Below are 12,597 nucleotides of genomic sequence, written 5' to 3' on the forward strand. Positions count from 1 at the left end.
TCTAATTATTAAGATTGTATTCTATTCGAGATATTAAATCCCTATAGTGTGCTTTAGTTATTTCATCTCCCTTATTTTTTTTCTTTTTAAGGAGCTTTAGTATTTTTTCAAGGGCATATCTTTTACTGGTACTCGCATCAGATACCCTTGGGATATAGGAGAAATGAACATTTTTAAAATTCCTGTCGTCATCAGAAAATGTATGTTCTTTGGTTTTCTTCAACAGCTCATTTCGATCTACTGTAAGTACGTCTACATAATTTTTCTGCGTAATTCTATCGAACCTGTTCAGGTGTTTATTCTTTTTTGTGTTTTTGAAAATGGCTTCAAAAAGCTGATTAAAGAGATATTCCTCGGTAAACACCTCTGTTTCCTTCTTCGCAAGAATTTCATTTTCCGTGATTCTCATCAACCGATCTGTTTTCAACAACGCGTAGATCATATTAGTCTGATAGATCCGCTGCATGGAAACGGGCGAATAATAACGTTCTCCATCAGGCGCGTCCCTCTCCGCAAATACTTTATCAATCATATCAGGTGTAAATAACCATTCCTGAGGAAGTATGGCATTTTCTACCAAATATTGCAGTGCTTCTTTTTGCAGTTGAGCAGGTACCGGCTGATAAGCTTCCTTTCCATCCCCATATACGGTATTATTGAGGTAGATACCACCAATATTGGCCATCACATGTTTACTATAAAGTTCCCATTGATCTATGACTGCCTTATATAATTTCGAAGCTTTATAATAATCCTGTCCCTCTTCTCTTGTCCATTCCAGAATATTAGGCATTATCCGTTTAAGATTTTTTAGCCCATATTCACTAGCTTTTACAGCATTATCACCAAGATCTTCACTTTGTGATCTTGGATCAACAATACTCATTTGTTGGGCTCCATAGAAATACAACGGGTCATTTTCATGTTTACGGATCCATTTATTGGTAAGAGCCAATTCTTTATGTGCTGTTTCGGTTCCTGTCCATCTATATCCCCAATCAATTGCATACTTATCATAGACTCCGATCTTAGGAGTTATATCTACGACACTATCCTCCGGTTGTGCTACATAATTAAAACGTGCATAATCCATAATGGAAGGAGCTGTCCCTCCCATTCTTGAGGTAAAACTTTTAGATCGTAATGAATCCACCGGATAACTATAAGAAGCCCCCATATTATGTTTAAGGCCAAAGGTATGTCCTACCTCATGAGAAGAAACAAAGCGTATCGCTTCTCCCATATGTTTTTCTGAAAAAGTATTTGCTCTGGCCGCAGCATCGATCACTCCAGTCTGTACACGAATCCAGGAATGAAGTCCTTTCATCAGGTTATGCCACCAAATAATATCAGACTCTAAAATTTCTCCACTTCTGGGATCAACTACTGAAGGTCCCATAGCATTTTGCTGTTCAGAAGCCGCATAGGTAATCACGGAATACCGCACATCATCAATATCGAAGTCTTTATCTTCTGCAGAAGGGATTTTCACCTGAACGGCATTTTTAAACCCGGCTTCTTCAAAAGCTACATTCCAGTCCAAAACACCTTGCTCAATGAAGGGAACCCATTGTTTTGGAGTAGAAGGATCTACATAATAAACGATAGGCTTTTTAGGTTCTACAAGAATCCCTTGCTTATACTTCTGTATATCTTCCTCCCTGGGTTCCAATCGCCATCGGGTAATAAGCTTTCTGGATTCTACTTCCTGTTGCGTATCGGAAAAATATTCCATTGGGGTGGAAAAATATCCAATTCGCTTATCTCCGAATCGAGGTTTCATCACTTCTTTCGGCAGCAATACTATATTTGTTGTAACTCCTATAGAAAGTGGTAAAGCGGGACCACCACCTTCACTAACCGAGGTTGTAAGTAAAGATTTCGCAACAATATTTTTTGGAAAAGTCTTGACTGTTTCGATAAGGGATAAATTCGTCTTAATACTTCCGCCCAGACCGGTATTTGCCAGGACATCACTAAAACTTTTTTCTTTTCCACTAAAAATTTTATTGACTTTAAAAATACTGGAGGTTGAATCCGTATTTTGTGTGGTTATATCGAACTCCTCAATGATGGACTCACTGAAGTTATCTTTAACCGATAAGCTTATTGCGGCATTCTTTGGCGATTGCACTCTAGGGTTTATAGTTTTGACCCAGACTTTATTTCGGGTAGTATCTTTATAAAATCTAACCAGTTTGGTTTCAAAAGCCATCCCTTTATTAAGTCCGTGACCATTTAAAGCATAAGGAACACTGGAGATTTTATTTACAATGAGTAAATCCTTGGACATTAAGCTATCAGGTATTTCAAAATAATACTCATCTTCTATAGTATATATATTAAATAATCCTTTTCGCTGCTTTCCTTCCTTAAGAAACTTCTGATAATTAAGTTCATCACTATCCAGCTTTGTGGAATCTTCACTAGTTTCTTTAATCTCTTTTTTCTCCTTATTTTCCTTTTTTTCTTCCTGCGCATGAGCCCTTATTCCGGTACTAAAAAAAGCCACCAGTGTAATTACCGCCCATTGATGAATGTTTAAATTCAATAAGAATTTTTTCATGAAATAGATTATTTAAAGTTTAAATATCTATTTGCTTAAGTGTTAATAAAAACCAAATGGAGTGAACTCTTAAAAAAAAGGAGTGAAGTTTAGTATTAGGATAACAGAGGAAGTATGCAAATAAATTTATCTTCTACAATTTTTGTTTTAAAGCTATTAACTTCGTAATAATTATAAATATTCTTTAAATAAGTTAAGCCAATTTTATGACCTTCAATATTTTTTTTCTTTTTAGGCGCATAGCTATTAGCTACTATTACATGAGTGGCATTAATTTCAACTTCTATATCTAAAGGCTTATTTTTTGTGATTTCATTATGCTTTATTGCATTTTCCACTAAAGTCTCCAAAGCTAGTACGGGAATTTTTTTATATAAAATCAGGTCATCACCGCTATGATCTGAAATCTTAATATTCAAACTATTTTTAAATCGAATTTTATGTAGAAAAATATACTGTTTCAAAAAAGCTAATTCCTTCTTCAGGCTGGTTAGATTATCATCTCTATTCTCCAATAAATAGCGATAAACATCAGCAAGTTGCAGTACGAATTTCTGAGACAGGTTTGGTTTGGTCTCAATAAGGTAATGCAATGAGTTCAGCGTATTAAAGAGAAAATGTGGGTTCATCTTCTTTTTGAGCTGACTAAGCTGCAATAGCGCATTTTCCCGTTGATAGTTTTCGTTTGCGGTAGCCAAATGTTCTTTTTCTTTAAGCACCCGTAAATTCTCTCTATACTCTTTTTTCAATTGAAACCTAGCAATAAGTAAAAGCAATATGAAAGTAATAAAAGCTAAAAAGCTAATCCAGGAAAAATACTGCTGTATTTCCCCGGTTGTATCCTGAAGATCGAAGTACATAAAATTAGCGACCACGATCAAGGCCTGATCCCCAATAATCACTTCGTCAAAATAGCGTACGATGTCCAATCCTAGATATTGCGAAAATCCATTATCTATCAGCACCTCGCTATCAGGCTGGTTAAAGATGTCTGAAATAGCAAAGGAATCAAAATACGAGGGTATTTTGATTCCAATATTTTCAACTTCGGGATGCAGCAGACATATCCCGTTTTTATTAAAAACACTGGTATAAGAAGTACGTCCCTGATATTTTTCTGAGTAATATTTCCAAAAGGCCTTTAAGTCAACATCATATCCAACAATGATAGTAGTATCTTTATTTCTCTGAAAAACATACGCCTTACGGTTAAGCACTTTGTCACCAGTATTGATTATGGTATCTAAAGTTCCTTTAGGAGCTTGTAGCAATATTTCTTTGTACGGAACCGACTCCTCACCGAGTTTTTTATCTGATCTTAAATGTTCCGTTTTTTGAATCTCGTCCGGCGTGATGGTATATATATAACTACTGGTATTTACCGCGTTCGATAAAGCTAAATCACTTACAAAATTTAGTTTGTTGATTAAGCTACTTAGGGGAACATCTGAAGAGTCTTCAATAATATTTTTGGAATAGTTTAAAAAACTGTTCAGTTGTAAAAACTCAGAAGCTATATTATTCTTTTTAGAATACAGGTCTGCCAGTCTTACATCTTCCATCAGATCGGAAGCCACAAAAGTTATTTTTGGGGTAATTAAAGAGCTTCCTATAAAAAATGCTATAATAATCAGAACGCTTAGATAGAAATACTTTTGATGTTTTCTAAAGCGTCTTAAATAATTAATAAGTTCCATTTTAATGATTTAACCACTCTTTAAAAGCGTTGATATTCATTGAGCTTATTAAAATAGGGTCATTACTACCGGGAGATGGGTTTAATTCAATTTTCAGTCGATTTTGACTGTATTTCACAATTGATTTAATGGCGTTATGACTAATAATAAATTTCCTGTTGATCTTAAAAAATTCTTTTGGCGCCAGTTTATCTTCCAAATTTGAAATCGTACTATCATAAAGATAAACTTGATGCTCCCTTGTAAACAAAAACAAAGATTTATTTTCTGCCATAAAATAGGCAATTTCTTCGCTTTTAATCGATATTAATTCTTCACCCTGAGAAACCAGGAAACGATTTTGAATTTTCGGGGATTGAAAATCCGGCAAAGTTGTTTGAATTCGTTCCAATAAACTCTCCACTTTATCGGATTCCCTCTTATCTCCAACAAAGTTCATATATTTTTCAAGGGCTTTATCGAGTTTCTGTCTATTGTAAGGTTTAAGAAGGTAATCAATAGCAAAAAACTGGAAAGACTGCACCGCGAAATGATCAAAAGCAGTGGTAAAAATGATGGGGATTTTAATATTTAATGCATTGAATATTTCAAAACTTTCTCCATCACCAAGGCTAATATCACTAAAAATCAGATCACATGAATGATTTGCAAACCATTCTTTAGCCTGTTTAATATTCTCTAACCTGGCCGCAATTGTAATGTCATATTTTGACTTCAACAATAAACTCTCTAAGGAATCTGCGGCTAAATCTTCATCTTCAATAATAACGACTTTCATTGTAGGGATAATAGTCTTAAATGTTGATTTTTAGTAATCTATTTTAAAAAAACTAGACAATATTACTAAAAACTAAGAAGTATAAATTCATTTTGATTGCTAATCTTTGGAATTTTAGGAATATGCACTATGTAACGCATTTATTTTTCATTTCCCTCAATCCTAAGTATCTCAAAAATGATTTTTTTAATTATTTATAAAAATCACAGGTCTACAACATCACTACTTTTAACCCTAATAATTTATCTTATTGCCGTTTATAATACTTTCATTTCATGCATTTCTTTCCATAAAATCCTCATACAATACTGCCTGTCTTCAATAAGTAATCGTGTTTATACATAATATAATAATACTAATTGAAAGCATCATCAGTTTTATTTTAAATCAATTATCTCTTTTTAAACGAAAACAATTTGATCAAGACGTCGCATTTATTATCCACCCTGGAAAAGCGTAAAGCCGAAATCGAACAACAAATTGTTCAATTTGAACTCTAAAACTAGTATAGCATCAGAAAGCCTGCTCGTAAGAGCGGGTTCTCTTTTTTTAAACCTAATGGAATTTTTCCTAATTAAAAGAGTTAAATTTGATTTTTGTAATGGATTGGAAATTTTAAAAGTTGGTGTAGATCATCTAAGCCTTCCCATTTTCTTTATGGCTTTTAGTCCTAGTATTGCATATCTTTACATTATAATATAAATAGTTGGCTAATCCTTTAGATCAGTTGAAATAATTATTAGATAACCTTTAACTACGAAAAATAAGCTTTCGCAACTATTTGAGCTGCCGCGTCTAAATAATTAATTAGGGTTAAAACAAATTGGTTTTAATTCTAAATTAGATGTGGAAAAAGTCAATGAGCTGTCCTATATAGATGGTATTGAAAATTAAAAATCGAAGTTGCTTTATTAAAAAGAAGGATATTGAAGGGGTCTTAATTTTTGAAAATAAAAAAATTGGGAACCTGATCATCAGAAAATTTTCATGAAAGGTCAGATAAAAATTATGAGCTATTTACTACATTCAATTATTTAATTTTAAACCGACAACTCAAAAGGCTATTTAGGTGAATATTTAATATTAAAACCAAACAACTATAGAAAATCATTTAAATCAGGTCACACATTTATATGAAGATGAAATCAATTTTCAGCAGGGATATTAGTAAAACAAAACAGTACGGCATAAGCATATCACTTATTTTAATCTCTTCCGTTAGTTCCTACTTTTTTCATGATCTTATGGGCTATCGCGCTGTCGCACTGCTATTACTACTGACTGTGTCGATTTCAGCAGTTCTATTTGATATCCTTCCAGTACTGATCTGCGCGTTGCTAAGTGCGCTACTATTGAACTTTTTCTTTATTCCTCCTACCTTTACCTTCAAAATTGAGTCGGCAGAGGACGTCCTGATGTTTTTAATGTATTTACTCGTCGCAATGATTAATGCGGTACTCACGATAAAAATCAGGCAATTTGAAAATAAAAAACGGGATGAAGAGGAAAAAGAAAAAACCATAGCCCTATACAATACCCTACTTAATTCTTTATCGCACGAACTTCGAACACCCATTGCCACCATAATTGGTTCTGTGGATACTATTGTAGACAACGAGGATAAGCTATCTAAAAAAAATATTCACGAACTTTATACAGAAATTGCCACCGCTGGAAGCCGATTAAACCGGCAGGTGGAAAACCTACTGAATATGAGTCGGCTTGACGCAGGTATGCTAAAACCTACTTTTGATTGGGTAGACGTGAATGAACTCGTTTTTAAAGCTATAAAGGAAAGTGAACATTCCATAGAAAATACCAAAGTTATTTTTGAACCCAGTGAAAAAGTAGCTCTAATTTATTTAGATGGCGGGTTTTTAGAAATGATTCTTTATAATTTGATACATAATGCCATTCGCCATACACCAAAAAATTCAAATATTCTCATTAATTGTGGGTATAAAGATGAGAGATTAATCATCGATATTTCCGATAATGGTTTGGGATTTCCTAAAGAAGAAATAGATTTTGTATTCGATAAATTTTATAAGCTAAATGGAACAGCTACAGGAGGTACCGGATTGGGGCTTTCCATTGTTAAAGGTTTTACAGAAGCCCTAAACGGAAAAATAACGCTGGAAAACAAGAAAACCGGTGGCGCCCATTTCCGTCTGGAAATCCCTGCCCGAACTTCAACTTTAGATATTAAAGAAAATGAATAGCCCAAGTATTTTAATTATTGATGACGAACCACAAATTCGGAAATTACTACAGATTAATTTAGAAAGTAACGATTATAAAGTCATCCAGGCAAGTACAGGAAAAGAAGGAATAACTTTGGCTGCCAATCATCGCCCAGATTTGATGCTATTGGATATAGGCCTCCCAGACCTTAGCGGTCATCAAGTATTAAAGAACTTACGGGAATGGAATAATAACCCCATTATTATTCTATCCGTACAAAATAATGAAGCGGATATTATTGCTGCACTGGATAATGGGGCTACCGACTATCTTACGAAACCATTTCGTACGGGAGAATTACTAGCTCGCATTCGCGCTGCTATCCGAAAAAATCAGCAGGTCGATAATAATTCTATTATTACTAGAGGATTGCTCACCATAGATTTGATCGCCAGAACGGTAAAAATAAATGATAGCATAATTAAACTGACTTCCACAGAATACTCCTTGCTTTCCATACTCGTTAAAAACGAAGGCAAAGTACTCACCCATCAATATTTATTAAAAGAAGTTTGGGGAGAAAATTTTCAATATGAAACCCAATACTTGAGAGTTTTTATAGGTACACTTCGCAAAAAAATTGAGAAAAACCCCAATAATCCCAGTCATATTATTACTGAAAGTGGTATCGGATATAGGTTTCAATAACTCCATATATAAAGAAATACTATCACTGTTTTCAAGCTACACTCAAAAAATAAGAGCTCTTTAAAGTTTTAAAATAGTAGTCCAAGATTGCAACCTACTGATTATCATATTACAAAAAATATAACTAAGAATTAAAATCACACTTCCCAATATTCAGAAATCTTTATAAAATCTTTATACTTTCAGCTATAATTTTGATTTCTAGTACCGATTTTCCAACTCATCTTTGTCGTAAAGTTTAATTGTTGTACCCATACTTAAACAATTATATCCTTAAAGATGGAAAGAATGAGTGACCGGGAAAAATTATTTTTTGACCAGAAAAATTCAAAGATCTTAATTGACCTCTGCTTTTTGATAAATGGATTAAGACATCAATTAGCCACCGAAAAAGTAGCTGAATTTCGCAAGCTTTTGGAATGTGATTCCCTTATCCAAAAGAAAATAGACAATTTGATTTCTTCCCAAACAGATAAAGAATACGCTCGTTATTTAGAAGAAGGAAAAACCAATGTGAGAAGTATTCTAGAAATCTGTAATAGCGAGCCAGGCCAGCATCTTTTGGATAAAGAAAAATTGAAAAAAGACCTCTTAAAAATCGAAAGTCTTCTAAACAAATTGTCTACTTAATCCTTATTCATCGTGTATAAAACAATACTTAAACAAGTGGTCAGCCTACAGCTTATTCTAGGTGGTGTGATATTGATACCCGGTATCGTGGCAGTAATTTATAACGAATGGTATGCGCTAATAGGGTTCCTTATCTCATCAATGATAGTATCAGGAATAGCTTATCTCATCTTTAGAAACCTTAAAAATACTGAAGATCCTCAATATCAGCAATCGCTGCTTATTGCGGCGCTGGGTTGGCTAATGATTATTATAATGGGGAGTATTCCTTATTTTATCATTGCTCAAATTACTCCTTTGGAAGTAATGCAATCATTTGTGCCTAAAGGAATGGACTATCAATCGAGTTTACTCAATTTCAGGAACCCATTACATTGCTTGTTTGAAAGTACAAGTGCGTTCACCACTACAGGACTTACAATGTCCTATCACGAACCTTCCATTGGAAAATCATTAATGTTCTATCGATGCTTTTCTCAATGGGTTGGGGGCGCCGGGTTTATTGTAATGGCGCTGGCCATTTTTAAACATATTCCCGGGCAATCTGCCATCCTACTGTATGGCTCTGAGGCGAGTGGCACCAAATTAAAAACCAACGTTATACAAACAGCACAGTCCATATGGAAAATCTATCTTTTCCTTACCTTAACAATGGTTGCTTACTTATTTATAGGCACCTATTTTATACTACCGGATTATCCTATTGCTGAAAATATTTTTGATGCGATTAACCACGCAATGGCAGGGCAATCAACTGGTGGTTTTAGTACCCTTGATGATAGCATTGCGGGCTATAAATCTGAGAAAATGGAAATTCTCTTTCTGCTCCCTATGCTTATTGGCGGACTTTCTATCCCTTTTCTATACCGATTTACGGTACTGCAAAATTTTAAAGAATTATGGTGCGATATTCAATCACGGGCATTTATTATAGCCTCTATTCTAGGAGGGATATTTTTATCCCTGCTATTAATGACTTCGGACGGAGTTTCCGACCCCATTAGAGAAGGGGCTTTTCAATTTATCAGTGGTCTATCCACTACGGGCTGGCAAACTTCAAATATCGGACAGTGGAGTGATCTACCGGTACTTTTTATAGTTTCAGGAGCAATGATTATTGGAGGTTGTGCCGGTGGTACGGTTGGTGGCGTTAAAATTATACGTGCCCTCTTACTTCAAAAAGGATTACGATGGCATATTAATAAAATATTTGCTTCGAAAAACACCGTAAAAAAAGTGAAATTTAATAATCGGTATTTACTTCCTGAAGAGATGAATGCCCAACTGGCCAAAGCCGGTATTTTCACCCTTATTTATATCCTTTTTGTATTCTTCTCTACCTGTATTACCGTCTATTTTATGGGAGAAGATTATAGCCTGGTCGATGCTATTTTTGAATCGGCTTCAGCGCAGGGAACCGTAGGGCTATCAACAGGGATTTCAGATCCTTCAATGTCCCCGATTCTAGAAACGGTTTATATCATACAGATGTGGGCCGGACGGATCGAGATTATTCCCATTCTGGTATTGGTAAGAGTATTAATGTATGGCACAAAAATTAGAAATATCTAAACTAAAAAAATGAATATAATTATCGTAGGTTCAGGAAGAACAGGAAAACACGTTATTGAAGATGCGTTAAAAGACCGTCACAATGTTCACGTTATTGAAAAAGATAAAAATATCGCTAATTGGGTGGCTACCAACTATGATTGTGTGGTTATTAATGCTGATGCCACCAATCCAGAAACTTTAAAAGAAGCAAAAGCGGACGTAGCCGATGCCATCATCGTTACTACGAATGATGATGCTGTAAACTCGTTAGTGATTCTTTTAGCCAAAAAAATGGGGATTAAACGTCTCATAAGTTCCGTTAATAACGATGAATTGTTGCCTATTTTTGAACAATTAGGGATTGATACTGTGGAAAGCCCTTATCGGTTAAACGGAAAATACCTCTATAGGGCGATGCAAGGACCTAATGTAAAGGAATTTTTAGATCTTGGGGATGGCTTTGAGTTGTTAGAAATGATTGTAGAAAAAAACTCTAAAGTATCCAATAAGTATATCAAACAACTAACAAAAGATAAAATTTTTCCACAGGATTCCTTAGTGGTATTGGTTAAAAGAAACAATCAGGTCATTATTCCTGAAGGGGATACGCGTATTTTTGTAAATGATATTTTAGTGATCCTGTCAAAAAAAGAAAAGGTAACAGAACTATCGAATGTATTCGAAGCTGAATAGTATATTTTTAAAATAGAAAAATACCGATTATCGGGACTATAGGCTACATTTTATAAAAACCATTAGAGTTCTTGCATCACTAAATAGGTCATGCATGTTAATCCACCAGGAATGAAATTAAGCTCATCTTGCGGAATCTAGTTTTTAAAAAACATAATTCTAAATCATCTATAAAAATCAATGGGATGAAGAAAAACTCTTTCCAGATATAAGGAATTGCGAATATTAAATTGGTTAGATCCGTACTTAAATCATTCAATAAAATCACGGAAATTAATGGAATACTTAAACGGTTCAAGAAACGGATCTTCTATTTCAATAGTAAGCAAATTAAAATCTTTAAAATTCAAATCCGACATGTCCATACTCCATATATGGGAAGAAGGTGTACTAAGATACGGAGATTTCTGACTCAGCTTATTTGGATATAATTTTTTATCCTGCCAAGCTTTGATACGCTTTATATAAGGATCCAGCTCGTTTTCTTTTTCCATATATCCCATAAATTTGTCTTTAACGAATATCTTAATTTTCGTTTTATCAGATCCAGCATAAAAATTAAGAATAAATTTATTGCTTATAGTATCTATCATATTGGCAATGTTATTATTATCTAAAGATCCGAACCAGGTATTCATTTGTCTACTGGGATCCAATCCTATTGCTTTATACCTTAATTTATATGTATTATCCGAAACTGAAACCTTAAAATAACCTCTTGGTGTACCATCTTTCATAAGGGCTGATGGAAGCGCTTCCCAGTTCTTCTGACCCGTCCACCAGTTTCCTGAAACAGCACCGCATACGACTTCCTGAATATCTGATCTGCTATCCCGTTGATAAAAATAACGACTAACACTATGCGTATGTCCGCTCAGTAGTAAAACCTCATGGTCAATATTAAGCAAATCCAAAAGTTCATTTTTATTTTTCATCCAGCGTAATGGGATGTGCTGGTTAATAATAATCAACTGATTTTTCTTAAGCACCTTACCAAGAAGCTCTTTAAAAAAAGAGATGGTTTCCGCCTTATATATTCCTTTATAGCCATATTTCCCAACCGGATAAATTGAGTTTAATGTAATAAAAAGAACGTTCCCTCTTTCAAATGCATAATTTTTAGGACCAAAATCAGCCGTAAAAGGTTTATCCTGTAGCTCATGTAATGCACCATACTTCCAATCATGATTTCCATAAACTACTCTATAGGGTTTGGGAATACTGTTCATGGATTGTCGAAGAGGATGAAAGAGTGCTGTATTATCATTCACCAAATCTCCAAGATACATTCCAAAATCAAAGTCATCTCGATTGGCTATTTCACGAAAAAAGCTAACATCAGCCATATTTATTTCTTCTCTGGAGCCTACCTGTACGTCTCCAATAGCCAGAAAATTAAAATTATCGTTTATGGATTCCTTCTGAAGTTCGAAATTTATCTGTTCTCCATCCTTTGGAATAGATCGATACCATGAAGTATTCTCCATTTTATAGCCATCGGGAACTATGACAAAAAAAGGGGATTCTGATGGTATTCTCGCAATAAAATTTCCAGATTTATCTGTTTTAAAAAGATGTTCGCCATCGGATAAATAGATTCCGGCTATTCCCCTGGACTTTCTTTTTTGCTGATCACTATTCTCTTTGAGGTATACTTTTCCACTTATACTACGGTATTCCTGAGAAATTAAAGCATTAACACTAAATCCAAAGAAAAATATTAAAATGCATAGTTTTTTAATCATGGCTATTATACTAGAATATAAAAAGGCGGAAAAAATCCGCCT

The 12,597-nt window shown here is 34.3% G+C and carries 9 protein-coding genes; 5 read left to right on the forward strand and 4 right to left on the reverse strand.

The genetic code is table 11. The features are described from left to right. Nucleotide 1: 1 nt before the first annotated feature. The 3 genes from L1967_RS16725 to L1967_RS16735 all read right to left on the reverse strand — a co-directional run bounded on the left by L1967_RS16725 (nucleotide 2) and on the right by L1967_RS16735 (nucleotide 5,041). Entirely contained in the window at nucleotides 2-2,566 is a 2,565-nt protein-coding gene (locus L1967_RS16725; protein WP_249602650.1) for a zinc-dependent metalloprotease, read from the reverse strand. A 95-nt stretch (nucleotides 2,567-2,661) separates the two neighbouring features. Beyond that, a complete protein-coding gene (locus tag L1967_RS16730; RefSeq protein ID WP_249602651.1) occupies nucleotides 2,662-4,263 on the reverse strand; it encodes a sensor histidine kinase in 1,602 nt (533 codons plus the stop codon). A 1-nt stretch (nucleotide 4,264) separates the two neighbouring features. After that, nucleotides 4,265-5,041: a LytR/AlgR family response regulator transcription factor gene (locus tag L1967_RS16735; protein ID WP_084842321.1), complete on the reverse strand. Its 777-nt coding sequence runs from the start codon at nucleotides 5,039-5,041 to the stop codon at nucleotides 4,265-4,267. Between the two features lie 1,139 nt (nucleotides 5,042-6,180). Between L1967_RS16735 and L1967_RS16740 the strand changes: the two genes are divergently transcribed. The 5 genes from L1967_RS16740 to L1967_RS16760 all read left to right on the forward strand — a co-directional run bounded on the left by L1967_RS16740 (nucleotide 6,181) and on the right by L1967_RS16760 (nucleotide 10,810). Further along, the gene (locus L1967_RS16740; RefSeq protein ID WP_249602652.1) at nucleotides 6,181-7,263 is read left to right on the forward strand and encodes an ATP-binding protein; all 1,083 of its coding nucleotides are present in this window, start codon (nucleotides 6,181-6,183) and stop codon (nucleotides 7,261-7,263) included. Continuing rightward, the gene (locus L1967_RS16745; protein ID WP_249602653.1) at nucleotides 7,256-7,933 is read left to right on the forward strand and encodes a response regulator; all 678 of its coding nucleotides are present in this window, start codon (nucleotides 7,256-7,258) and stop codon (nucleotides 7,931-7,933) included. Before L1967_RS16740 ends, L1967_RS16745 begins: the two co-directional genes overlap by 8 nt. Before the next feature lie 288 nt (nucleotides 7,934-8,221). Then, entirely contained in the window at nucleotides 8,222-8,563 is a 342-nt protein-coding gene (locus L1967_RS16750; protein WP_249602654.1) for a hypothetical protein, read from the forward strand. 12 nt (nucleotides 8,564-8,575) lie between these two features. Continuing rightward, nucleotides 8,576-10,135 carry a TrkH family potassium uptake protein gene (locus L1967_RS16755; RefSeq protein ID WP_249602655.1) on the forward strand — a complete coding sequence of 520 codons (1,560 nt, stop codon included), beginning with the start codon at nucleotides 8,576-8,578 and terminating at the stop codon, nucleotides 10,133-10,135. 9 nt (nucleotides 10,136-10,144) lie between these two features. Then, nucleotides 10,145-10,810, forward strand: a complete 666-nt coding sequence (locus L1967_RS16760) for a potassium channel family protein (RefSeq protein WP_249602656.1) — start codon at nucleotides 10,145-10,147, stop codon at nucleotides 10,808-10,810. Between the two features lie 251 nt (nucleotides 10,811-11,061). Here the strand turns inward: L1967_RS16760 and L1967_RS16765 are convergent, their stop codons facing one another. After that, a complete protein-coding gene (locus L1967_RS16765) occupies nucleotides 11,062-12,555 on the reverse strand; it encodes a calcineurin-like phosphoesterase C-terminal domain-containing protein (RefSeq protein WP_249602657.1) in 1,494 nt (497 codons plus the stop codon). Between the last annotated feature and the right edge of the window lie 42 nt (nucleotides 12,556-12,597).

It is taken from the genome of Zunongwangia pacifica (assembly GCF_023499215.1).
Lineage (GTDB): Bacteria > Bacteroidota > Bacteroidia > Flavobacteriales > Flavobacteriaceae > Zunongwangia > Zunongwangia pacifica.